This is a genomic window from Flavobacterium sp. N2038, from assembly GCF_025947185.1.
In the GTDB taxonomy this organism is placed as follows: Bacteria; Bacteroidota; Bacteroidia; order Flavobacteriales; family Flavobacteriaceae; genus Flavobacterium.
Genome location: NZ_CP110001.1, coordinates 2,477,543 through 2,500,383 on the forward strand (window position 1 = coordinate 2,477,543; position 22,841 = coordinate 2,500,383).

A 22,841-nucleotide genomic window follows, 5' to 3' on the forward strand; every position below is an offset into this window, starting at 1 on the left:
GTGACTTGTTTCATGATCATACTATAATATGATCAGGCAGGTTTTTTTAATACTCTTTCCAGAAGGCAACAATCAACTCGTTTTTTCCAAAAGCGACGATCTGAATTGAGGAAAATAATTTATGTAAAGCTATAAATTTTCCATTAGAATTCTTCGGAAAAAAGACCACATTTTTGTCCCAAACATATAAAATTTTCTTAATTGTTTCTGTTGATGTATAATTTCTTTTGGTATTAAAGGCTAATGTTCTTTTAATACTTTTTATTTTTAAGTTTTTGATAGACAAGTATGTATGTTTATTCAGCATAAATTTTGCATCTTGAAAAAATGCTGAATCTAAAACGTCTGATTTTTCAAAAGCTCTTTCTGTTTTTTCTAAAATTACACCATGTTTTATTACTCCATTCATATCACCAATTATATTGAAGCTAAAATTACTTTGATATAAGAGTGGTGATTAATCCAATCAATCAAAAAATTAACTCAAAAGCATTTGTGTGGAAATTGTATAATCTTACAAAAAGAATTGTAGAAACAATCGCAAATTTCATGAATTACGAAAGTAAGGTTGAATTGAAAGTAATGAAAAAAAGAAACTTTTAAGTCTGTAACTTATCTAAAGGAATAATACTTTTTGGTAATAAAAGCAATTGGGAAACCAATACATAAAATAAGAATTATGACTGATAAAAGAAAAGGGAAATCTAGCTGTTTTTCGGGTAAAACGGGAAAAAAAATAGGCAGGATAATTAAATTCATGATCATCCAGACCAGAATGCCATAAAATGTTCCGGATAAAGCAGCATTCTTTTTTAAAAAAGGAAAATAGGGGTAAATGATAAAGTAAAACCAGGCAAAGGTAAAAGCAATGAAATAATGTAATCCCAGTCCGCAGAAAACCATTAAAAAATTACCTGTATATGCCTCTTTTCTAAAAATAGCACTTGCAATAGATCTCAAAATTTGCGTTGGAGTGGTTTTGTGCAGTATAAAAGCATAAACCGTAAATGCTGCAACAATATCCATCGTTCCGGCAACTAATCCTGATAAAAACACTGCTCCGCCTTTTGATCTCATATTGTTTTTTTTAATTTTTTTAAAAGAATTTAGAAGCTAATTTACAAATTATTTAAGGATTTAAAAATCTTATTTAGCTGATTGGTATGTCTTTGTGTGTGAACCAAAGCAAAGTTAATCCATTCGTAGAGAGTAAATTTGTCAAAACCCGGCAGTTGAAAATCCGGACTGATTAATGTTAAATCATATTTTTCTGCACACTCTAGTAATTCAGATTCAATTTTGAGCAGTTTTAAATTCAGATCATTTTTATTGTACTCTTTTTTCTCCGGAATAAGAAATACTGGTGCATCCATTTTTAGATCGAAGTTTAAAAAAAGAGCATCAATATCTTTTACATTTTCATCTGGTTTTCTGTTGGTTTTTTCTGTTTTTCTGGCAAATAGTTCCGGAAATCCAGAATCTGCCATGATAATATGCTGAGCAACCTGACCTGCTGTCCAGCTTCCCTCATATGGAACTTTGTTCAGATCACTTTCAGGAAAAAGAGAAAGAGTTTCTTTTAATTTTTGAAATGTGTCAGTAATTTTTTTCTGAACAGATGTTTTCATCATTATTGATTTTAGAGCCAAAATTATTGTACAGATGAGATCCACCAGACATTCCCAAACGGATCAACAACACCGCAGGCCGTTCTGGAATTTTTTGTGGTAACATCCATTACGTTTTTTGCACCATTATTTAAGGCTTTCTGATAAGTTCCATCAACATCGGGGACATAAACAAATAGATGTGCGGTTTGCGAGGGCCAGTCTTTATTCTCGTCAGTAATCATGATAGTATTTCCGCTAATGATAATTTCGGCATGCATCACAGTTCCGTCTTCACGTAAAATTTCTCTGCTTCCTTTTTCTGCATCGAACACTTTATTAGTGAAATCGAAAAACTCTGAAGTATCTTTTAAAATTAAATACGGTATTATACTTTGGTGGTTGACCGGTAAATTCATTTTGTAAGATTTAAAGGATTGATAACTATTTCAAATTTACAAATAAATATTTAAAAACCTGTATATTAGTTGTTTACATCTTTAGTAAATTATAAAAGCACTTCGCAATGAAAGCCATGCGAATTTAGAAGTTCGATTATTTTGTAATTTGAGATTGTTTCTGAATGAATTCGCAAGATTTTATCACAATCTTCAAGATCAAAATTGATTGCACTATTAGGAAAATGTTCAAGAAGTTTCCCAATAATTATTTGAGATTGTTCGACTTCCTGAACATTTGTTTTAAAAATCTCTATCATCACTTATAATGTTTATAAGGCAATATTTTTATATCGCTCTACTTTATGATAATAGATATAAGAGAGGGCTAAAATCACCAAAAAGATTAAGGGAAAAAAGCTCTGAAAATTAACCCCGTCAATTGCGAAATGGCTAATTGAGGCAAATATAAAATCAAAACCAAATCCTGCATAAGCCCATTCTTTTACATTTTTTGGTATTTGCGGAATTACCAATACCAGAACTCCCAGTATTTTGAACACGACCAATGCGTTTCCAAAATATTCAGGATACCCCAAATGTCTGATTCCTTCTTTAGCAAGTTCTGTTTGCGAAGTTAAGGCTGGCATTACACCTTCAAATAAAAAAATAGTAATCGTAGTAATCCAAAAAATAATTTTTGCTTTTTTCATGTGGTATTTTTTAAAAAGTTATTAGTTAATGTATTACAAATATAATCATCTTATATTTCTGATAAAATACACATTTGCGACTATTTTAGGGGCATTTGCGACAAGATTTCTTTTTTAGGTTCAAAGGGGCAAAGTGACAAAGGGGCAGAGGATTTATGTTTAAGCCAAAGATTAAAAAGATTAAAAGATTTGTTTCTTGTAGATTTGGCAGATTGAACGGATTATTTATTACTTAGAAATCAAATCTGCTCAATCTGCCAAATCCGCGAGAAATAAAAAAAACTTGCGACTTCACGTCTTTGTGAGAGATTTGAGTGGTTGATTAATTGGAATTTGGACTCGGGCGATAGCGAACAGGCGCAGCAATTTAAAATTTATGCCAATTGGTAATTCGTAATAATAAACAAATCCTCAAAACCTAATCTGGCATAAATACCTTTTCCTAAATCTGATGCTTGTAGTTGAGCATATTGACAATTAGCATCAATAGCTTCGTTGATTGCAAATTTCATAATTTCTTCAGCCAAACCTCTTTTACGCATTTCGGGAATTATACCAACTCCGTGAATTCCCATCGTTTTTCCGGTTTGAAAAAGCGTTAGCGTTCCAACTGGTTTTTCTTCAAAATGAACCAAGTAAAACGTTGCATTTTCAAAATTGTGAACTAAAGTTTCTTTACTAATCACATAATTAAAAGAGAGCGGATAAATATCAGACCAGATTTTAGCATCTTCTTCATTTAAAACCCTTTTAAAACTAAGGCTGTTTTGAAGCGTAAATTTTTTATCCAGTTTTAAAGCCATTGCGGTTAATTTATTTCGAACAGAAAAGCCGTTTTTTTCGAAAGTTTCATTTGAATTACTTCCAAAAATATCCCAATACGGAACAACCAAGCCCGGATTTTTTGCAATAGTTTCCAGAATTTGAGGAAAGTTTTCTTCAGTAATATCTTTTCGAAACCATAGACGATTTGGCCAGCCTGAATTTTTGATTTGACTGAATTCTAAAAAATCAGTTGTATGATACGAAAGGAGAGGAGTAGCAACAGTTTTCCAGAGAGTTGTTAGATTGTCAATGTTGTCTTTGATAAGATTAATATGGTTCATTGTAACGACGAGTTTTAATTATACAGACAAAGGTAAATGCACGGTTTTAAGAAAGCCTTTACATATGTTGATTTACAAATCTTTTTCGAGACTTTTTCTAATTCGGCTTAATTGCGTTGGTGTAATGCCCAAATGCGACGCAATATGCAATAACGGAACCCGATCGGCAATACTTGGATGCTTCTCCAGTAGAGTTACATATCTTTCGGTAGCATTCTGCATCACTAAAGCGACTTCTCTTTGTTCTTTTTCGATAATCCAGTTTTTCTCTAAATGGGCGATATAAAAGTTTTTGAGATCTTCATTTTCATTAACCAGCGAAATATATTTTGTATAATTAAGGTTGATGATAACAGAGTCTTCTAATGCTTCAATAGTAAAGTTAGAAGGCGTTTGTAACATCAATGAAACTTTAGAACCAGCAAAATAATTTTCCATAAAAAGGTTTTTGTTATAGAAATTCCCTTGCGGGTCAGTTATAAAAGCCCTTAAAATTCCTTTTGCAATAAAATGCTGATTTTTAGCGATTGCCCCGTTTTGTAGCAATGTTTCTCCTTTTTTGAGTGTTTGGAACTCGGCAATGTTTTCAATCAGTTTCCATGATTTTTCAGAAATTGGATAGTAGCTTTCAATGGTTTGTTTTAATTTTTGCAAGTATTTATCAGGATCGAATACCATTTGGGAATAATTAGATACTATCAAAAGTATTTAATTAGGATGAAATTGCCATTAAAAAAACCGCTAAAAACTTAAAAGCTTTTAGCGGTTTTAGTATAAAGACAGCATACCTTATTTTAGTATACTATCTAATTTCATTTTAGAATTTAATCGGCATAATGATAAATGCTTCTTTTAATCGTATTATTTATTTTTTCCAGTGTTACTTCCGTTACTCCGCCTTCATAATTCATAGAAATAGCTACTTTATCTTTGGTGATTTGATAATCAATTGAGATTAATCCGTTTTTATTTATTTCAACAGATTTATTTTCATTTGGAATTGTACTTAAAAATGATTCCGATTCTTCGACTTCTTTATTTTTAATAATATTTTGATAGACTGTCTCAAGATCTGTATCTTTTAAAATGCATTCTCTTCCGGATCCCATTTCTACCTCAATGTCTTTACAATCTTCTTTTTTATCTGTCTTTTTTTCTTCTTTTACGGCAGCAATTGTATCTGCGGGTTTTGTTACCGACTTTAATTCTTCATTCGTATTGTTTTGTTTGCAGTTTGTAAATAGTAAAGCTAAAAGTGCAAGGCATGTAATTTTTTTCATTGAGTTTGATTTATTGATTAAGATGATTCAAAAGTAGCAAAACTCTTTTGTAGCAAAAAGAAGAAAGTGAGAATAAATTTACTCTTGTAGATTAAGTAGACAAAATCCTAATAGCAATCAGGAGCAGAAAAATAAAATCTGCAGAATCTGCAAAATCTAAAGAGATTAAAAAATAAAAAACGCTGTGAAACTAAAAGTCTCACAGCGTTTAAAAGTTTTTCAGAATGTATTATTCGTAACAGGTATAATCTATTTTAATAGTTTTAGCAGTACCGTCTTTGGTGAAATTGAAAGAATCGACCAAATTGTAGTCATCTAAAAGAAATGTTCCCCACAGTTTGTAATTATCATTTTGATCGTTGCGTTCTGCTTCGGAATAATATTTTTCGAAAGTTGTGTCGTTCATTTTCTCTATTTTCGATTTTCTGAATTGAAGAACTTCCTTATCCTGATAAGAGGTGTAGGTATGAATATACGGAAACTTATTATTTGCACCGCTGCAGTTATGTGACCACACAACATTGTTAATATAATACGAAATGCAATTGTTTTCGAATTTTTCTTCTACAAAAGTATTCATGTATGAAAACTTGTCATCTGCCATAAGGGTATATGATTTTTGTAATAATTGGCCATTTTCAATCCAAAAAACTTTGGTTTCATTGGCATCTCCAACATTCTCCGTTAATATCATTTTACTATCATCATAGTTAATAGAAATGGCTGTCTGATCTTCTTTTACGATTTTTGTAAGCAAGCCATCTTTGTAGATGAGTTCTTTTTTGCTTTTGTACTTTCCTTCACGGTCATAATAGGTTATGGTTGCAGGTTGTCCCTCGTTGTTAAAAGAAATACTTTTTAGAGGGATTCGGACTCCTTTATTTTTAAGAAAATAAGAATCCAGCGTTTTTAATTTTGCGGTACCCTGCTGAAAAACAGGTAAATTGTCTGCTTCAATATCAGGAAAAGGCAATGAGTAACCGCTTAGCAGTTCTTTCATAACTTCTTTGGATTTTGAAGTAATCTTGTTTTTGCCTTGTAAAGATTTTACTTCTTTTTTGTACTTTTTGGTATTAACAACATATGATGATTCTTTTTTAGATTTTAACTGCGCTGCTACAAATTCGGTAGCCATTTTTGTGCCTTCCTTAACTTGTACTTTATCGTCTATTTTTCCGCTCCAATAGGCAAAAGACTGAAAGGAACTCCCGTCTCCTGTAATATCCAGGGTTTGTTTATTTTCGAAGAACATATACGTGTATTTGGTAATGTTTATGATTTCAAGGTTTTCTTTTGGAAAATTACGTTTCAATTCTGCTTTTTCAGAATTATTATCATTGCCTGCATATACAGTATTTCCTTGAGAAGAATATTCGTTTACATCAACTAAAAAAACATACTTTTTTCCTTTTTGTATGTGTAAGGTGTCCGGTATTATTTTTTCAGGTTTTATTTCTATTGTTACTGCTTTTTCCTGAACTGCTGTGGTTTTAGCTTTAGATGCGGGCTTTTTTTTGCCTTTTTTTTGAGAGTATCCCTGAAATGATAGCGAGAGAATAAGAAGGAAGATTGGTAAGTTTTTCATTTTTAACAAGTTACGTGGTTTTTATTTGCAATTTCTTACAAATATAATTATTTCGGATGTTAAAAAATAATGATTTTCTTATAATTTAATCAATATTGGATGATAGTGAGAGTTTTGTCTTTTATGAAATTTGCATGATAAATACTTTTCGTCTTTACATTTTATCGAAAATCAAAAAACGCCATGAAACCCAATGGCTTCAAAGCGTTTTCATCTCAAAAAACAGTAATTATCGGATAGGTTTTAGAGCAGACAACCAATCTTTCAGGATAATTTTTGCTTGATTTATTTGCTCAAATTTTTGCCCAAACATATTTGTACCTTTTATATTCCAAGCATGGTTTCCTGATGGGAAAAGATGTAAAGAAGCCGGAATTTTATTTTCCTGAAGTGCCCTGTAATACAAAATACTGTTGATAGGAGATATCAAGGTATCATCATCAGAACAAAGGATTAAAGTTTGTGGAGTATGATTGCCGGTTAATAAATCGGGAGAGTATTTTTTAAGTTCTTCAGCAGAAGGGTTTGTGCCTAAAAGATTTTCCTTTGATAATTCATGCGTGTAATTTTGCATCGATATTAGGGGATAAAATAGTAAGTTAAATGCCGGATGTAAATAGGAATGTTTTTGCTCTATCTTGCTATTTGCAAACAATGCAGCCAGATGTCCGCCTGCAGAGAAACCACAGACACCAATATCATTTTTGTCAATGTTAAATTTTGCTGCATTTTGATGAAGATATTCGAATGTTTCTTTTAGATCATCCAATGGTATGTTTTTGTTTTGATTAGGTAACCTGTATTTGAGTACAATTCCGGCAATACCAAGTGAACATAACCATTCTGCAAAGTCATATCCTTGCGAATTAATAGCCAAACCTGCATATGCACCGCCTGGGCAAATTACAACAGCTTTTCTTGTATTGATATCTGATGCTGGGAGATAAACATATATTTCTGCGGTGTGCACATTTGTAATTTCTAATGGGGATAACGGATCGTATACTTCTTCACCTGTTAATCCATTTTCTGAAGGAGCATTACCATTCCATAGCTTATAATGTATTTTTGAAATTTTCATTTTATAATGTTTGAGTTTATTTTTATTAATGATTCTGTGTTGTTATAGCTTTACGTACTGCGGGAGCTACAATTTCTCCAAACAATTCAATACTTTTCATGATATGTTTATGCGAAGGAGCACCAACATCTAAATGAAGTATAAAACGTGTGATGCCATAAAGTTCTCTGGCATACAATATTTTATCTGTAATTTCTGAAGGATCACCTACAAACATTGCACCTGCAGGAGAGGTACCAAAATCGTACTGAAATTTTTGAAAATGATTTCTGCCCCGGCTGTCAGCAATTCGATTCATTTGTGAAGCATAGTGATTAAAGTAGTATTCCTTTATTTTTTTACTGTCATTTCCAATAATACCATGCGAAAACATTCCTATTTTGTATTTGTCCTGATCGTAATTGCATGCATTATAGATTGATTTGTATAATTTGTACAGCGGGGCAAAACTTGTAAGAGGGGTACCGGCAATTACAGCCATTATAAGTGGTATCCCATCTTGTGCAGCATTCATTACTGAATTTTGAGACCCCCCGGATGCAACCCATATATCTAAAGGTTTTTCTGCGCGTGGAAATATTTGTTGCGCCTCTAAAGCAGGACGGAATTTCCCTTTCCAGGTAATCAATTCTTCTTGATTAAGTTTAAAAAGAAGATCCAGTTTTTCAATAAAAAGTTCGTTATAATCTTGTAAATTATGACCAAAAAGCGGAAATGATTCTACAAAACTTCCTCTTCCGGCCATAAGTTCTGCTCTACCATCAGATAATGCCTGAAGTAAGGTAAAATCCTGAAAAAGTTTAACAGGATCTGAAGAACTTAGTACACTCACTGCACTTGTTAATTTGATTTTTTTCGTAATTGATGCAGCAAAAGCTAATGCAATTTCAGGACTGGAAACCGCATATTCTTCGCGATGATGTTCTCCTATTCCCAGAATGTCCAAACCAACTTCATCTGCCAGAATTATTTCTTCTTTGAGTTCCTTTAATCGAGATTCAGCTGATTGTATAGTTTTGTTTTCTAAATTGATGTGCATGTCTCCAAAGAGACTAATTCCTAATTCCATAAATGTTTAAATTATATTCAGAACGATCGTTCCTGAAAAAATGAAAAAAATATTATTTATTGTTAAGCCCGAAAATGGGTAAATAATCATAAGACAGATAAGTTTCCGTTTCAAAAGCTCCCCATGCTCTTGTTTCAATAACAAGATTTAGATCGCGAAGTTTATCTGTTTCGCATTCGAGTGTAATAAAATGGCCTTTGCCAACAAGCACTTGCCAATTAATTATCTTGTTTCCCTGAGAAGGAAAATGTTCCCAGAACTGATTTTCTTCTAGTATTGTTTTAATTTGATTGAGATTTTTCTCTTGTCGATGTTTGAGTAAATAAGTAATTCTGACAAGGGAATGATTTGAATTTTGCATAATAATATATTTATAACGGAACGATCGTTCCGTAATTTAAAACGAATTTACCACTTTTTGTTTATTTACATATACTATAAAAGTTAAAAAAATCTCAAAATAAGGAAATGTTGTGGCTGGGTAGCCTGCAACAATCTAAAGCAGAACTTTTATCTTTGAAATTGAAGTTATGGACCATTTGTATAATGATAATCTTCGGTTTTGCTCAGCACGATATAGAATGCAGAATAAAAAAAATCGCATAAATCCATGTTTTAGCAAATCAAATCAGTATCATCCGCGTACGATGATAAGTGTAAGGCGAAAAACATATTTAAAAGTTTTTTCACGCTCCCGATAGCTATCGGGATAAAAAGATTTAAGCAGATATGCGCAGATAATTTTTTGTCCCTTTTTTAAAATTAAATCTTCTAAAATCTGCATGAAACAAAATAGTTCGACTTAGTGCCTTTGTGGCAAATCAAACTAAAAAACGCCATGAAACCCAAAGGTCTCACAGCGTTTTCATCTCAAAAAATAAATAATTAACGGGTACGGGTATTATCTCCAGCCACCGCCAAGAGCGCGATACAACTCGGTGTTGGCTGTTAATTGTTGTCTTTTGATATCTGCAAGTTCAAGTTCACTTTGCAATAAATTTGCCTGTGCGGTTAAAACTTCAAGATATTCTGCCATTCCATTTTTGAAAAGCAAATTGGCATTTTTAATTGCTTGTTGCAGTGTTTTTACTTTTTCCTGTAGAAAATATTCCTGTTGTTGTAATTTCTCAGTCACTACCAAAGCATCAGAAACCTCGCTTACAGCAATTAAAACTGACTGTCTGAAATTTAAAACTGCTTTTTCTCTTTCGGCAACAGCGATATTATATTGTGTTCTTACTTTTTTATTGTTCAGTAAAGGTTGTGTTAAGCCTCCTGCTACGGTACCAAAAAGAGAAGCAGGAATATTAAACCACGTACTGGTTTCAAAAGAGTTCACGCCACCTTGTGCCGTAATTCTCAATGCCGGATACAAATCGGCTTTTGTGATTCCGACATTTGCATTGGCAATCTTTAATTCAAGTTCGGCACTTTTAACATCGGGTCTTCGGCTTACTAATGAAGACGGAATTCCTATTGTATTATCGTTTCTAATTGCGATTGCGTTTAAAAGTGTTGTTCTTTGTTTTGCAGTCGGGAAAGAACCAGTCAAAACGCTTAATGCATTTTCCTGAATGGCAATGTTTTGTTCCAACAACGGAATCAATTGCGCAGAGTTTAATTTCTGCGCTTCAGATTGCTGAATTGCCAATGAAGTTGCTTGTCCGGCGTCATATTTCAGTTTGATAATATTTGTTGTACTATCATTTAGCTGAAGGTTTTGTTTGGCGATATCCAATTGGGCATCCAGCATCAAAAGATTGTAGTATCCTCTTGAAACGTTGGCTACGATATTGGTTTGTAAAGCCTTTTTAACTTCGGCAGACTGAAGATATTCTGCGTAAGCGCCTTTTTTCTGATTTTTGATTTTCCCCCAAATATCAGCTTCCCATGAAAGTGTTGCTCCGGCTGAATAATCATCAATGTGTTTTTGACCCAAAGCCTGATTTAGATTCATTCCCGTAAAACTATTGTCTGACGGATTACTGCTGCTTGCATTAACAAATAGATTAACCTGTGGTACATTTCCCCATTTAGACTGAGTAAATCTGTACTGTGCAATTTCGATATTTTTGGCAGCAATCTGTAAATCATTATTGCGGGCAATGGCACTGTCTATTAACTGTACAACATCTTTTTCGGTATAGTAATTTTTCCATTCCAGATCGCCAATACTGGTTGTGTCTTTTGAAACAGCTGCATTCCTGAAATTTTCAGGAAATGCATCTTTTGGTGTTTCAATATCCTTTGATACCTTACAGGATATTAAGGTCGTGATCAAAATGGCGATCATCACGATTTTGGTTATATAATTTTTCATTGTCTTTTTATTAGATTTCTGTACAAGTATCTTTTCTGTTTTCAAGATCTTTCGAGATTCTGTATGATATATAGGCGATACCGAATATTACGGCTACCAAAACTGTCGTTATATAGTTTTCCATTTTTATTTTTCTTCGTTATGAATTACGGCAACTGGTTTTCCAGAAACTCGTTCTTGTAAATGCTGGAAGATGATGAATAAAACAGGAATGATAAACAATCCTAGAATTACTCCTGAAATCATACCTCCGGCGGCACCAATACTTATAGAGTGGTTACCTTGAGCAGATGGTCCTTTGGCACTCATCATGGGTACTAAACCAACAATAAAGGCAAGTGACGTCATGATAATTGGTCGTAAACGTAATTTTGCAGCATCGATTGAAGCTCTGATTAACGCTTGTCCCGATTTTCTTTTCTGCACGGCAAATTCGACGATCAGGATGGCATTTTTGGCAAGAAGTCCAATCAGCATGACCAGGGCAACTTGCACATAAATATTGTTTTCAATACCAGTTAAACCAATAGCTACGAATACTCCAAAAATACCTGCAGGGATTGATAAGATCACCGCCAAAGGAAGGATATAACTCTCATACTGTGCAGCAAGTAGGAAATAAACGAATATCAAACACAGTAAGAAAATTGTAGCCGATTGCCCTCCGGAAGAAATCTCCTCACGGGTTTGGCCCGAGAATTCAAACCCGTAACCTGCAGGTAATTGTTGTGCTGCTACTTCTTCAATTGCTTTAATGGCATCTCCGGAACTAAATCCTGGTTTCGGAATTGCATTAATAGAAATTGAGTTAAATAAATTATATCGTGAAGCGGTTTCAGAACCATAAATACGAGTTAGCTTAACTAAAGTATTTATGGGCACCATTTCGCCAGTTTTGTTTTTTACAAATACACGATCAATTGCTGTTGGATCTGCTCTGTCGGCAATATCAGCCTGAACAACCACACGGTAATATTTACCAAATCGGTTAAAGTCTGATGCCTGTGCACTACCAAAATACGCCTGCATGGTTTGTAAAATGTCTTTTACATTTACGCCTAACTGATTGGCTTTTTCGTCATTGATATCCAATTGTAATTGAGGATAATCGGCTTTGAAACTTGTAAAGGCAACCGCAATTTCCGGACGTTTCATTAATTCGCCAATGAAATTTTGAGATATACCACTAAACTTATCCAGTTTTCCTCCAGTTTTATCTTGTAAAACTAAATCTAAAGCCTCAACATTACTAAATCCGGGTACAGTTGGGAAACTGAAGACGAAGAAACTTCCGCCCGAAATAGTTCCCAGTTTACCACGAACCTGATTCATGATTTCGTCAATATTTTTAATATCGCCGCGTTCTTCGTTTGGTTTAAGCAATACGAAAACAACTGCAGATGATGGACTAGTAGAATTGGTCAATAAGTTAAAACCTGAAATAGCGGTTACAAATCGTGAAGCATCTAATGCTTTTAAAGTATTCTCTGCTTCAGTCATTACTTTTTGAGTTCCGTCTAATGATGTTCCGGATGGGGTGTTAACTGCGATAGCAATAAATCCCTGATCTTCTGTTGGAATAAATCCTGCAGGAGTTGTTTTAACCATTACAATAGTTGCAACTGTAATTAATGCTAACCCTCCTAAACTCAACCATTTTCTTCTGATTAAGAATTTCAATCCGCCAACATAACGATTGGTTAGCGATTCAAAACTGCTGTTAAAAGCGGTAAAGAATTTTTCTTTAAATCCTTTTTTCTCATGCGATCCATTTGTGCCGTGTGCTCCGTGATTATCTTTTAAGAATAATGCTGCAAGTGCCGGACTCAATGTTAAGGCATTAACGGCCGAAATTACAATTGCAATGGCCATCGTAAAGGCAAACTGACGATAGAAAACTCCTGTTGAGCCTTCCATAAAACCAACCGGCAGGAATACAGCAGCCATTACCAGCGTAATCGAGATAATAGCACCCGTGATTTCGTGCATTGCTTCATGTGTGGCGATTTTTGGAGACAAGCGTTTGTGTTCCATTTTCGCATGCACCGCTTCGACTACCACAATGGCATCATCGACCACAATACCAATCGCCAGAATTAATGCGAAAAGCGTTAAAAGGTTGATCGAAAATCCGAATAACTGCATGAAGAAGAACGTTCCTAAAATTGCTACAGGTACAGCAATAGCCGGGATTAATGTTGATCTAAAATCTTGCAGGAAGATAAATACCACAATAAATACCAATATAAAAGCTTCTAGTAAAGTATGCTCAACTTGTTCGATCGATTGATCCAGAGAAACTTTTGTACTATAGAAAATATTGTGTTTTATTCCTTTAGGGAAATCTTTAGAAGCCTTTTCCATCATTTTATTGATGGCAATCTGAATATCATTAGAATTTGAACCTGCTAACTGAATAACCCCAATTACAACTCCTTTTTTACCATTTAAACGGGTTAAACTGTTATAAGAATAGGCACCAAGCTCCACTCTCGCAACATCTTTAAGACGAAGGACAGAACCATCAGGATTAGAACGTATAGCAATATTTTGATAATCTTCTGGTTTGGTAAGTTTACCTTTGTATTTAATTACGTACTCAAAAACCTCTTTACTTCTTTCTCCAAATTTACCTGGAGCAGCTTCCAGGCTTTTGTCCTGAATGGCCGCCATAACTTCATTTGGAGTTACCTTGTAAGTAGACATTTGTGTTGGATTTAACCAAACACGCATAGAGTAATCTTTTACACCACCAAAAATACTGGCAGAACCCACACCCGGAATACGTTTAAGCTCGGGAATAATATTGATTTGAGCATAATTGGCAACAAAAGTCTGATCGTATTTTGATTCATCATCAGTATACATACCAATAGCCATGATGAAACTATTTTGTTGTTTAGCTGTAATAATACCTTGTTGCACAACCTCTGCCGGAAGCTGGCTTGTAGCCTGAGCAACCCTGTTTTGTACGTTTACTGCAGCCTGATCAGCATTTGTTCCTAATTTAAAGAAAACAGTAATAGCCAAACTACCATCGTTACTTGCTGTAGAACTCATGTAAGTCATGTTTTCTACACCATTTATAGATTCTTCGATAGAAGGTGCAACAGAACGTAAAACCGTTTCTGCATTTGCCCCCGGATATACTGCCGTTACCAAAACCGATGGTGGCGCAATATCAGGAAACTGTTGTAAAGGCAGTTTAGTTAAACCAAGTACACCCAGGATCACCAATAAAATGGAGATTACAGTTGCCAGTACTGGTCTTTGTATAAATATTTTGAACATTTTTGTAGAATTATTTTTTATTAGTTACTTCGGCAACGCTGGCTGATTTTTGAGGCTGGATTGCTTGTCCGTCCTGAAGTTTATCAATACCGCTTAATACGATTTGGTCACCTGTTTTTACACCTTCTTTTATTAAATAATTGGTACCGCTTTTACCCACAACTGTAATAGGCATTTTGGTTACTTTGTTGTCTTTACCTACCGTGAAAACAAATACTTTATCCTGCATTTCGACTGTAGCAGCCTGCGGAACTAAAATGGCATCATCGTGTTGTAATCCTAAACGAATTTTTCCTGTGTTTCCAGAACGCAATGTCCCGTTTGCGTTAGGAAAAGTGGCTCTAATCGTGATAGCTCCGGTTGTTTTATCAAACTGTCCGTCTACCATATCGATTTTTCCGGTTTGCGGATAAGCATTGTTATCAGCAAGAATTAAAGTTACTGGAGGTAATTTTTTGATTTTATCGCCAAGAGAACTTCCGGCGTATTGCGCTTTAAAGTTGATGAAATCAGTTTCGCCCAAAGAGAAATAAGCAAATACTTCATGAACATCTGATAAAGTTGTTAAAGCCTCAACATCAGAAGCAGAAACCAGACTTCCTTGTTTTTTAGGCAATCTTCCTATGTACCCGCTTACAGGAGCTGTAACATTTGTATATCCTAAATTAATTTTGGCAGAACCTACCATTGCTTTTGCTTGCTCAATATTGGCAGCAGCAATTTTTTGAGAAGCTTTAGCTGTTTTTAACTGATAATCAGAAACTACTTTGTTTTGAACTAAAGGAGTTAATTTATCAACTTCTAACTGTGCGTTGATTAAAGCAGCTTCGGCAGCATGAAGATTAGCCAAAGCATTATTTAACTGCTCGCGAAACGGACGTTCGTTTATTTTAAACAATGTTTGTCCTTTGCTTACATAAGCACCTTCGTCTACATAAACTCTTTCAAGATTTCCGCTTACTTGCGGACGAATTTCTACGTCTACAGTTCCTTGTATTGCAGCAGGATATTCAGCGTCTGTGGTGGTGTTTGCACTTGTTATTGCCAACACTGGTAAAACCGGTGGAGCAGGAGCAGCAGGCGCCTGATTTTTATCGGCACAGCTGCTTAATACTAATGCCAGAATAAAACTGGTTATAATTACATTTTTCATTTTCATTATGGTTTTAATTGGTTGAACATTCTCTCGGGTTAAATTTTGTGGTATTCTGGAATTCTCGGGATTCATATTTAATTAAATTAAATTATCTAACATTGTTAAGTCAAAGTGCGTAATTTTCCATTTAATAAGCCCTTTAAGATTTTATCTCAAAATCGGTATTAAATTATTTATCACTGTTAAGTAAGAGAGTAAAAAACTCGATATTACTTGATTAAATTTTCTAACAGTGTTAAGTTAAGGTTATAAAAAAAAGGATTTTATATTACCCAATTAAATTGTTTTACACTGTTAAGTAAAATTTGAAAAAAAAACTATTGTATTGATTTGATGATACCGCCAATGGCATCTTTCAAAATTTGATTGTTAATTGTTTCTAATATATCACTTTTGTTAATGATATTAATAGCGATTAAACCGTGAATTACAGAAAAGAACGTAAAATATTTCTGCTTGACGACTTCTTCAGTTGGATTACTGTTTTTCATGATTTCTGCAATAACAGCAACGAATAATCTGTAAGGCGCTTCCGAAGCAGAACATCGCTGAGAACAACAGCTCATTTGAACACCAAACATTACCTGATACATTTCGGTATCGGTAAAAGCAAAATCCCAATACGCCATCCACATGGCTTCTAATTGATCTTCCGGTTTTTCAAATTTGGCTCTTGCTTTCTCTAATTCTTTTGTCAGTTTAATGAAACCCTTTCCGGTTAATTCCTGTAGAATGGCATCTTTATTAGAGAAATATTCATAAATAATAGGGGCAGTATATTCGATTCTGTCGGCAATTTTACGCATACTCAAACCATTCCAGCCGTCTTCTTTTACGATATCATAAGCAGCGCCAAGAATATTATTTCTTGTCTCTTCTTTTTGTCTTAAAATTCGATCTTTACTAGCCATTTTATTCGAGTATTAAATTGTTTAACACTGTTAGGCAAATGTATGGCGGTTTTTCGAATTATAAAATATTTTTGCCATAATATTTTCTTATCGTACAATAAGCGCTTTAAAAATGTTTTGCGAAGCCTTTATTTTATTGAAGTTTTAATTGGAATAATTTTTTAAGGAGCAAGAAAATTTCGGTTTTTCAAGAACATTTGTCCTGCTCTTCACTATATCTTTTATGCCGAACCCCGGCATAAAAGGATACCGTTTCGATCAGGGCTAAGAGAGATGGTGTATTTTTTCATTAGATTTTCCATCTAGTTTGTCATGTCATTTCGAGAAACGAGAAATCTTCGTAAGTAGCTCGACAAAGATTATCGATTTAAATTGCGGAGTTTCTTGTGAAGATTTCTCGTTTCTCGAAATGACAAACAGAACACAAAAAGCGCACAGTTTTGTCAGGCTAAGCAAAGTCGAAGCCTCCATTGATAATGGACAATCCTTATTTTACGGGATATTTTTCTGGATTTTGTGAAGTATGAAAAACAGCATTTAAAAATACCGTTTTTGATAATTCATCAACAATGAAAAATGCGACGTATGGAAATTTTTTAAATGGAAGATAGCGATAATTACTATCGTGAAATTGATAGAAAGGATTTAACTGTAAGGCTTTGTAAACCTTTTATAATCATTAAGAAAATCCAGGGCAACTTTTCTGCTAACTTTTAAAATATAATATTCTATAGCTTCCTCAATATTTTTTAATGCAATTGGAGAAACTATAATCTTATAAGTCATATTTCTTTTTTAAATCAGTATAGACATAGTCAGCATCAGTATAAAGGTTTTTATCTGAAATAATTTGATCATTTAATATATTCTGTTGTTCTTCAGATAACTCATATGGTTTTACATTAGCTATCTCAAATTTAATCTTTAGTGCTTTCATAAAAGCTTTTACAGCTTCTATTTGAGAAGCGTCTTCTGTATATGCTGTGATGTTAATTGCTTGCATGATATTAATGTACTAAAGTTGATTAACAAAGTTAAGACAAAAGTCTAATCTACATGTTAATCTCTATAAATTATTTATTTCTTCGTTAGTGCAAATTGCAATTTTTCATAAAATTACAAAAAAACATTTGGCTAAAGCCTCAACAAATAATCACAAATAAACCTCCGGCTAAAGCAGGAGGCTACTGATTATTTTGTTTACTTCAAAATGACAACCTCCTCCGGAATCATAAACAAAAGCGTACAGCCAGTTCTGGAAAACACAGAATGCGTACTTCCCGGAGGCATGTACAAATAATCACCTGCTTTAAGTTCGTCTTTTCCGGAGCGCACTTCACCTTCGAGAACGTAGATTTCTTCGCCCGCGGGATGCACGTGATTTGGGTACGAAGCGCCAGGTTCAAATTTTAAAAGAAAAGTAGGAGGGCGGTTTGTGGTTGTATCAAAGCGTAATACTTTAGCATAAATTCCGTCTGTTTTTACACCTTCTTCTTTAAGAGGTTTCCACTCTAATTCATTGCTTTTTGTGATTTTAGTTTCCATATGTATTCAAATTTAATTAGTTAATTTTCAAAAGATATTCGTCTAAACTCCATCGGTATTTGTCGGAGGTGGCTAAAAGAAAAGCGCCCGTAGAAAAAACAAATACAGAATAATCAAGAGGATCTTTAATTCCGAAGGAATAAGTCATGGCCAACGCAAATAGAAAAGTTAAGATTGAAGCGCCTATAGCAGTTTTTCTTGTTTGATATCCGATTAAGAGGAAAACAGCAAATAAGGCCTCCAGAAAAGTGCTGGCTATTGCAATTGACGGAATGAAACTTTTAGGCAAAAAAGAATTTACTTTTTCGGCATAAGACAAAAAATTTTCCCAGCCAGAAGATTGTTTTCCCAGCAAACCTAACCGACTAGAAACGGCAGATAAAAACCCAATTGCCATTGCGATTCGTAAAAGCAAAATGGCATAATCCTGATATCTTTTCATAAACTATTTTATTAGTAATTATTCAGATACAAAGATCAGGCAGTGGCTCTTTTTAAAGAATAGAGAATCCTAGGAAAAGCATGTAATTAAATTTTATGTACAGTGCAATTGCAAATAGAAACAAAGTCAAAATGTTTTTATTTAATCTCGCAATCCCGATAACTATCGGGAGCAGAGTCGCAAAGCATTTTTTTTAAGCTTTTATCTAAACTTTGCGACTCTGTGACTTTGTGAGCAATTTTCATAACGAAAGAAAAACACTTATAATTGAACAACTTTCTCTTTATAAGATTTAGGAGAAATATTCGTGTGTTTTTTAAAGAAGTTCGAGAAATAAAAAGGGTCATTAAAACCTAAAGCATAAGCGGTTTCTTTTACCGACAATTTCTCGTAAGTAAACAAACGTTTAGCCTCAGAAATAATCAATCCAAAGATGATGTTTTGCGCAGTTTTGTTGCAATGCAGTTTGGATAGTTCGTTTAGTTTGGCTTCAGTCGTGCCGATTAAATTGGCAATTTCATTTACAGAAAGATTTTTGTCGAAATTCCCGCGAATGGCTTCCAGAAAATGAAGAAACAAAGCATCTGGTTTGTAGATTTCTTCTCCCAGTTTTATTTTAGAGCGATTGATTTCTATTAAAATCAATTGGATTCTGGAATGAATAGAGATCAGATATTGATACGGTTTTTGCGCAATTTCCTGCTGAATAAGTGCTAAAGCATCAACAACCAGTTTATCATCATCTACTTTTATTACTTCATTCATTGCAAAATGACAGAACAAACTATTATGAAAAATGAGTTCGATATCATTATCGTTTTTGCAGAAAAAATCATAAGTAAATTCAAGAACAAATCCTGTTGCTTCGTTACTATTTTTTATAAAATGAATTTGACCGGAAGTTATCGTTAAGACCGAATTTTTTGTGATGATATATTCGTTCTCGTCCACCGAAAGCGTTATTTCGCCCGATGTACAAAAAAGCAGCACATATTTTAATACGCGCCTCGAATGCTTTAAATCTTCTGCCTGTTCAAACGTCTTTATATCAATCATTTGTTTTTGAATTTTAGCCGCTAAGTTCGTTAAGATTTCGCAAATTTTTTATTTATTTTAAAGAATTTGTTTCTGACTTGGTCTATCTTAATTTATATTTTGAATAAGCCATTGGATATTATTAATGACGTATAAAATTTGTTTCGATCCTACGGATCTTTTTTGATATGGATTCTATGTATTGACTGGATTAATCCCGATAGCTATCGGGACAGCCCTACAATATTGATCGAGCCAATGGCTCTTTCCTGTATTTCCCGCCTAGTTTGTCATTTCGAGGAACGAGAAATCTTCGTAAGTAGCTCGACAAAGATTGGCGATTTGGATTGCGTCCCGAGGCTTTGGGATAGTGCGATTTCTCACTTCGGTCGAAATGACAAAAGCACAATAAATATCTGCTGAATTATAGATTTCTTATATTTGATAAAAGGAATATATTAATTGAAAGAAAAATCTTTCTTTTTGAGAAGTTTTCTTATATTTGAAGTTCCTATAATTACGACTTTAGATTTGAACAAGACTTGCCCTTGTGTTATGTGTACGGTATCGGAAACGACCGTAAACGCTGTCGTAGGCGTTAGGAACACTAAGATGCAAGGGTTTTTATATTCCTAATACTACGACATTATGAGTACAAACACCCTTTCCAAAGAAGCCGAAACCAGATTGGTAAATTTCTTCAACAACAGGATAGATCCTGAAGATATGGCTAAAACACTAAGACAAGTAAACACTACGCTTGCTCTGGGTACAATGACTAAAACTGAAAATCTCCAAAACGAAATCTTCAATTTAGGAGATAGTTTTTATTGGCTCAATGAATTGGCTGAGATTTTGAATCCTTATTTGAGTAGGGATTAAAGTTTTTAAATGAAAAACCTCGATTTTTTAAGTCGAGGTTTTTTTTTGATTTTCATTGTAAAAAATGCCTTATTCTAATATTTTAATAACGTATTGAGGTCATTAAAGAGTAACCTGACTGGTAATTTTCTAAAAAAAACGTGTCAAAGGTCAAATTTATGGGATCAGCCTTGTTACTCATTTTAGGAGAGGGAAGAGACTTACTTTGGGTAGGCACCAAATACCGCAGATATACATCATCTGATAGAACGCCAATAAGTGATACCGAGGGCAGACTTATTGCTTTATGCTTTGTATCGCAAGAAAACGATGATGTCTTTTTACCAAAGAATGACAAAGAAAAAATGGAACATCGCATGGGTTTAAAATGGTTTTTTAGGATATTATTTCTAGTTCCGATAATGGTTTATTGTCAGGGAAAAGAATTTAAAAATAAGGGATTTAGCGCTGATGTTTCAGCGCTAATCCTATTTCCATATGATTTCAGAATACCTTCAGAACATGATGAAATATCCGAAACTAGTACAAAATCTAAGATAGTAGGAACAAGCATACACTTTAACTATTATATTTCAAATCATTTTGCCTTTACAGCAAGTAGTGGTTATGAATTTATCAACCAGCCAAAAATAGAGTACATACCAATTACTGGCGGAATTAAATGGATTCTAAATGATACAAAAGAGAGTTTATTAACTTCCTTTGATTTGGGTGGGCAGTTAGGATCTGTTGAACAATTCGGTGTTTTAATGAGAATTGGTGTTGGGTATCGATTTGTAATTTTCAAGAGAATATTAGGCGACTTTGAATTATGTTACTCTCATCAAAATTTATATAAAACATTTACCAATTCAGACCATTTAAAGAAAGACTATCATAATATTGAAAGTGCAGGATTTAAAATAGGTATTGAAATATATTAATAACGTAAACAATGAAATTATCAAAAATAACAATACTCTTATTTGTAATAACATTTGGAACAAAGAGTATATCGCAAAACAAAGATGCACTGGAAAAATCAATTTTTGGAGTAGAGACGGGTTTTTTAGGTTTTTGGGTCAATAATGAAACAAGACTAATTTCTAACCTATCATTAAAAAGTGAATTAGGTCTTGATGCAGGTTTTTTTGGAGGAGCATCTGATGCCAAGATTGGGACTGTACTTGTTCCGGTATTTGCGGTAGAGCCAAGATACTATTACAATATTGAAAAAAGAGCACGTAATAGTAAAACAATATCAAACAACAACGCTAATTTTATAGCATTAAATTTAAAATATCAACCTGATTTATTTATCATTTCAAATGAAGATGTTGATGCAGTAAGTAATATTTCTATTATTCCCAAATGGAGTATTCGCAGAAACCTAGGGAGTCATTTTCATTATGAAACTGGTTTTGGGATTGGTTACAGATATTTTCTGGAAAAAATAAATAATGAAAAGGGAGAAGTTGCCGTTGATTTACACTTAAGAATAGGGTATAATTTCTAAATTTATTATAATTAAAATACGATTGTAAAGGTTTATTTAAAGGCGATCTCGAAATAAAAATTGGAGTCGGGTTATGATTAAAACCAAAAATCTCCAAAACGAAATCTTCAACTTAGGAGATAGTTTTTATTGGCTCAATGAATTGGCAGAGATTTTGAATCCTTATTTGAGTGAGGAGTAAAGTTTTTAAATGAAAAACCTCGATTTTTTAAGTCGAGGTTTTTTATATTGCATTTTTGTTCAAGAGCGAGACGCTTGCATTAGCAGAAGAAGACTGAAGAACTCAAAAAGAGTAAAGCAATAAATTTAACTTTTAAAATATAAACACATGACAATACACCCATATTGGGGAAATATAGAAGAAGATTGGGCAGGTTACTCTTCTGATATTTATTTTTCATATCCGTTTTTTGAAAATTCTAAAACAGAGGTTTTTTTAGGCGATGAATACGATGAAGATGGCGAAGAAATTGAAACGCCTCCAACCGAAAAACAATTGACCGCATTTGCAGCAACGTATAAAAGCTTTATTGATAATATTGAAAATCATTTAGCAGATTTACAACTAAAAGCATTTGACCGATACAATAGAATTTATGCAAAATATTATGAAAACAGTGAGCAATCAGGCGAGCCGCCGTTAGACATTGACACTACTGAAAAGCACAACGCTTACATTAAAGACATAATGTATGTACGGATTTTGGACGACAAAACCATTAAAGTAACTATTCGCTACAAATTAGATACTGAACACGGCATTGAATTTAAGTTTGTAGAGGGGCAAATAGAAGATGTTGGAGGTATTTCTGAGACTTAAATAAAACAATTAATAATCCCTGCTTTCATATGAAAGGATTCACTTGGCTAAATGAATTGACGGAGATTTTGAATACTTATTTGGGTGAGGAATAGGGTTTATAAA

General features: G+C 33.7%; 25 protein-coding genes. 4 read left to right on the forward strand and 21 right to left on the reverse strand.

The window, feature by feature from the left end; all coding sequences use genetic code 11:
- Positions 1-46: 46 nt before the first annotated feature.
- From OLM51_RS11130 to OLM51_RS11230, 21 genes are all read right to left on the reverse strand, one after another.
- Positions 47-409, reverse strand: coding sequence for a hypothetical protein (locus OLM51_RS11130; protein WP_264550692.1), 363 nt, complete (start codon positions 407-409; stop codon positions 47-49).
- Between the two features lie 203 nt (positions 410-612).
- Positions 613-1,077: a DUF1440 domain-containing protein gene (locus tag OLM51_RS11135; RefSeq protein WP_264550693.1), complete on the reverse strand. Its 465-nt coding sequence runs from the start codon at positions 1,075-1,077 to the stop codon at positions 613-615.
- Positions 1,078-1,118: 41 nt separating this feature from the next.
- Positions 1,119-1,628 carry a DinB family protein gene (locus tag OLM51_RS11140; protein WP_264550694.1) on the reverse strand — a complete coding sequence of 170 codons (510 nt, stop codon included), beginning with the start codon at positions 1,626-1,628 and terminating at the stop codon, positions 1,119-1,121.
- A 23-nt stretch (positions 1,629-1,651) separates the two neighbouring features.
- A complete protein-coding gene (locus OLM51_RS11145; protein WP_264550695.1) occupies positions 1,652-2,026 on the reverse strand; it encodes a VOC family protein in 375 nt (124 codons plus the stop codon).
- 89 nt (positions 2,027-2,115) lie between these two features.
- The gene (locus tag OLM51_RS11150) at positions 2,116-2,325 is read right to left on the reverse strand and encodes a hypothetical protein (protein ID WP_213260044.1); all 210 of its coding nucleotides are present in this window, start codon (positions 2,323-2,325) and stop codon (positions 2,116-2,118) included.
- Between the two features lie 12 nt (positions 2,326-2,337).
- The gene (locus OLM51_RS11155) at positions 2,338-2,718 is read right to left on the reverse strand and encodes a DoxX family protein (protein WP_264550696.1); all 381 of its coding nucleotides are present in this window, start codon (positions 2,716-2,718) and stop codon (positions 2,338-2,340) included.
- Between the two features lie 374 nt (positions 2,719-3,092).
- Positions 3,093-3,824, reverse strand: coding sequence for a GNAT family N-acetyltransferase (locus OLM51_RS11160; RefSeq protein ID WP_264550697.1), 732 nt, complete (start codon positions 3,822-3,824; stop codon positions 3,093-3,095).
- A 72-nt stretch (positions 3,825-3,896) separates the two neighbouring features.
- Positions 3,897-4,502: a Crp/Fnr family transcriptional regulator gene (locus OLM51_RS11165; RefSeq protein WP_264550698.1), complete on the reverse strand. Its 606-nt coding sequence runs from the start codon at positions 4,500-4,502 to the stop codon at positions 3,897-3,899.
- Between the two features lie 146 nt (positions 4,503-4,648).
- Entirely contained in the window at positions 4,649-5,104 is a 456-nt protein-coding gene (locus OLM51_RS11170; RefSeq protein WP_264550699.1) for a hypothetical protein, read from the reverse strand.
- A gap of 229 nt (positions 5,105-5,333) precedes the next feature.
- The gene (locus OLM51_RS11175; RefSeq protein WP_264550700.1) at positions 5,334-6,689 is read right to left on the reverse strand and encodes a hypothetical protein; all 1,356 of its coding nucleotides are present in this window, start codon (positions 6,687-6,689) and stop codon (positions 5,334-5,336) included.
- A 229-nt stretch (positions 6,690-6,918) separates the two neighbouring features.
- Positions 6,919-7,770 carry an alpha/beta hydrolase gene (locus tag OLM51_RS11180; protein ID WP_264550701.1) on the reverse strand — a complete coding sequence of 284 codons (852 nt, stop codon included), beginning with the start codon at positions 7,768-7,770 and terminating at the stop codon, positions 6,919-6,921.
- Positions 7,771-7,795: 25 nt separating this feature from the next.
- A complete protein-coding gene (locus OLM51_RS11185) occupies positions 7,796-8,839 on the reverse strand; it encodes an LLM class flavin-dependent oxidoreductase (RefSeq protein WP_264550702.1) in 1,044 nt (347 codons plus the stop codon).
- Between the two features lie 52 nt (positions 8,840-8,891).
- Complete coding sequence (locus OLM51_RS11190) at positions 8,892-9,200, reverse strand: hypothetical protein (RefSeq protein WP_264550703.1); 309 nt, start codon at positions 9,198-9,200, stop codon at positions 8,892-8,894.
- A gap of 540 nt (positions 9,201-9,740) precedes the next feature.
- Entirely contained in the window at positions 9,741-11,159 is a 1,419-nt protein-coding gene (locus tag OLM51_RS11195) for a TolC family protein (protein WP_264550704.1), read from the reverse strand.
- Between the two features lie 126 nt (positions 11,160-11,285).
- Positions 11,286-14,450, reverse strand: coding sequence for an efflux RND transporter permease subunit (locus OLM51_RS11200; protein WP_264550705.1), 3,165 nt, complete (start codon positions 14,448-14,450; stop codon positions 11,286-11,288).
- Positions 14,451-14,460: 10 nt separating this feature from the next.
- Entirely contained in the window at positions 14,461-15,678 is a 1,218-nt protein-coding gene (locus tag OLM51_RS11205; RefSeq protein ID WP_264550706.1) for an efflux RND transporter periplasmic adaptor subunit, read from the reverse strand.
- Positions 15,679-15,923: 245 nt separating this feature from the next.
- On the reverse strand, positions 15,924-16,517 hold the full coding sequence (locus OLM51_RS11210) for a TetR/AcrR family transcriptional regulator (protein WP_264550707.1): 594 nt from the start codon (positions 16,515-16,517) through the stop codon (positions 15,924-15,926).
- 775 nt (positions 16,518-17,292) lie between these two features.
- Entirely contained in the window at positions 17,293-17,520 is a 228-nt protein-coding gene (locus OLM51_RS11215) for a DUF2683 family protein (protein WP_264550708.1), read from the reverse strand.
- Between the two features lie 197 nt (positions 17,521-17,717).
- The gene (locus OLM51_RS11220) at positions 17,718-18,062 is read right to left on the reverse strand and encodes a dimethylsulfonioproprionate lyase family protein (RefSeq protein WP_264550709.1); all 345 of its coding nucleotides are present in this window, start codon (positions 18,060-18,062) and stop codon (positions 17,718-17,720) included.
- Positions 18,063-18,078: 16 nt separating this feature from the next.
- Positions 18,079-18,504: a DoxX family protein gene (locus tag OLM51_RS11225; RefSeq protein ID WP_264550710.1), complete on the reverse strand. Its 426-nt coding sequence runs from the start codon at positions 18,502-18,504 to the stop codon at positions 18,079-18,081.
- A 261-nt stretch (positions 18,505-18,765) separates the two neighbouring features.
- A complete protein-coding gene (locus OLM51_RS11230; RefSeq protein ID WP_264550711.1) occupies positions 18,766-19,560 on the reverse strand; it encodes a helix-turn-helix domain-containing protein in 795 nt (264 codons plus the stop codon).
- A 627-nt stretch (positions 19,561-20,187) separates the two neighbouring features.
- Between OLM51_RS11230 and OLM51_RS11235 the strand changes: the two genes are divergently transcribed.
- From OLM51_RS11235 to OLM51_RS11250, 4 genes are all read left to right on the forward strand, one after another.
- The gene (locus tag OLM51_RS11235; protein ID WP_264550712.1) at positions 20,188-20,421 is read left to right on the forward strand and encodes a hypothetical protein; all 234 of its coding nucleotides are present in this window, start codon (positions 20,188-20,190) and stop codon (positions 20,419-20,421) included.
- Positions 20,422-20,579: 158 nt separating this feature from the next.
- The gene (locus tag OLM51_RS11240; protein WP_264550713.1) at positions 20,580-21,344 is read left to right on the forward strand and encodes a hypothetical protein; all 765 of its coding nucleotides are present in this window, start codon (positions 20,580-20,582) and stop codon (positions 21,342-21,344) included.
- 11 nt (positions 21,345-21,355) lie between these two features.
- Positions 21,356-21,916 carry a hypothetical protein gene (locus OLM51_RS11245; RefSeq protein ID WP_264550714.1) on the forward strand — a complete coding sequence of 187 codons (561 nt, stop codon included), beginning with the start codon at positions 21,356-21,358 and terminating at the stop codon, positions 21,914-21,916.
- A 328-nt stretch (positions 21,917-22,244) separates the two neighbouring features.
- The gene (locus tag OLM51_RS11250; RefSeq protein ID WP_264550715.1) at positions 22,245-22,736 is read left to right on the forward strand and encodes a DUF6985 domain-containing protein; all 492 of its coding nucleotides are present in this window, start codon (positions 22,245-22,247) and stop codon (positions 22,734-22,736) included.
- Positions 22,737-22,841 lie beyond the last annotated feature (105 nt).

Excerpts from the sequence above, each read along its gene's own strand:
- OLM51_RS11130 (WP_264550692.1), bottom strand. The coding sequence starts at position 409 with ATGAATGGAGTAATAAAACATGGTGTAATTTTAGAAAAAACAGAAAGA.
- OLM51_RS11135 (WP_264550693.1), bottom strand. The coding sequence starts at position 1,077 with ATGAGATCAAAAGGCGGAGCAGTGTTTTTATCAGGATTAGTTGCCGGA.
- OLM51_RS11140 (WP_264550694.1), bottom strand. The coding sequence starts at position 1,628 with ATGAAAACATCTGTTCAGAAAAAAATTACTGACACATTTCAAAAATTA.
- OLM51_RS11145 (WP_264550695.1), bottom strand. The coding sequence starts at position 2,026 with ATGAATTTACCGGTCAACCACCAAAGTATAATACCGTATTTAATTTTA.
- OLM51_RS11150 (WP_213260044.1), bottom strand. The coding sequence starts at position 2,325 with ATGATAGAGATTTTTAAAACAAATGTTCAGGAAGTCGAACAATCTCAA.
- OLM51_RS11155 (WP_264550696.1), bottom strand. The coding sequence starts at position 2,718 with ATGAAAAAAGCAAAAATTATTTTTTGGATTACTACGATTACTATTTTT.
- OLM51_RS11160 (WP_264550697.1), bottom strand. The coding sequence starts at position 3,824 with ATGAACCATATTAATCTTATCAAAGACAACATTGACAATCTAACAACT.
- OLM51_RS11165 (WP_264550698.1), bottom strand. The coding sequence starts at position 4,502 with ATGGTATTCGATCCTGATAAATACTTGCAAAAATTAAAACAAACCATT.
- OLM51_RS11170 (WP_264550699.1), bottom strand. The coding sequence starts at position 5,104 with ATGAAAAAAATTACATGCCTTGCACTTTTAGCTTTACTATTTACAAAC.
- OLM51_RS11175 (WP_264550700.1), bottom strand. The coding sequence starts at position 6,689 with ATGAAAAACTTACCAATCTTCCTTCTTATTCTCTCGCTATCATTTCAG.
- OLM51_RS11180 (WP_264550701.1), bottom strand. The coding sequence starts at position 7,770 with ATGAAAATTTCAAAAATACATTATAAGCTATGGAATGGTAATGCTCCT.
- OLM51_RS11185 (WP_264550702.1), bottom strand. The coding sequence starts at position 8,839 with ATGGAATTAGGAATTAGTCTCTTTGGAGACATGCACATCAATTTAGAA.
- OLM51_RS11190 (WP_264550703.1), bottom strand. The coding sequence starts at position 9,200 with ATGCAAAATTCAAATCATTCCCTTGTCAGAATTACTTATTTACTCAAA.
- OLM51_RS11195 (WP_264550704.1), bottom strand. The coding sequence starts at position 11,159 with ATGAAAAATTATATAACCAAAATCGTGATGATCGCCATTTTGATCACG.
- OLM51_RS11200 (WP_264550705.1), bottom strand. The coding sequence starts at position 14,450 with ATGTTCAAAATATTTATACAAAGACCAGTACTGGCAACTGTAATCTCC.
- OLM51_RS11205 (WP_264550706.1), bottom strand. The coding sequence starts at position 15,678 with ATGAATCCCGAGAATTCCAGAATACCACAAAATTTAACCCGAGAGAAT.
- OLM51_RS11210 (WP_264550707.1), bottom strand. The coding sequence starts at position 16,517 with ATGGCTAGTAAAGATCGAATTTTAAGACAAAAAGAAGAGACAAGAAAT.
- OLM51_RS11215 (WP_264550708.1), bottom strand. The coding sequence starts at position 17,520 with ATGCAAGCAATTAACATCACAGCATATACAGAAGACGCTTCTCAAATA.
- OLM51_RS11220 (WP_264550709.1), bottom strand. The coding sequence starts at position 18,062 with ATGGAAACTAAAATCACAAAAAGCAATGAATTAGAGTGGAAACCTCTT.
- OLM51_RS11225 (WP_264550710.1), bottom strand. The coding sequence starts at position 18,504 with ATGAAAAGATATCAGGATTATGCCATTTTGCTTTTACGAATCGCAATG.
- OLM51_RS11230 (WP_264550711.1), bottom strand. The coding sequence starts at position 19,560 with ATGATTGATATAAAGACGTTTGAACAGGCAGAAGATTTAAAGCATTCG.
- OLM51_RS11235 (WP_264550712.1), top strand. The coding sequence starts at position 20,188 with ATGAGTACAAACACCCTTTCCAAAGAAGCCGAAACCAGATTGGTAAAT.
- OLM51_RS11240 (WP_264550713.1), top strand. The coding sequence starts at position 20,580 with ATGGGATCAGCCTTGTTACTCATTTTAGGAGAGGGAAGAGACTTACTT.
- OLM51_RS11245 (WP_264550714.1), top strand. The coding sequence starts at position 21,356 with ATGAAATTATCAAAAATAACAATACTCTTATTTGTAATAACATTTGGA.
- OLM51_RS11250 (WP_264550715.1), top strand. The coding sequence starts at position 22,245 with ATGACAATACACCCATATTGGGGAAATATAGAAGAAGATTGGGCAGGT.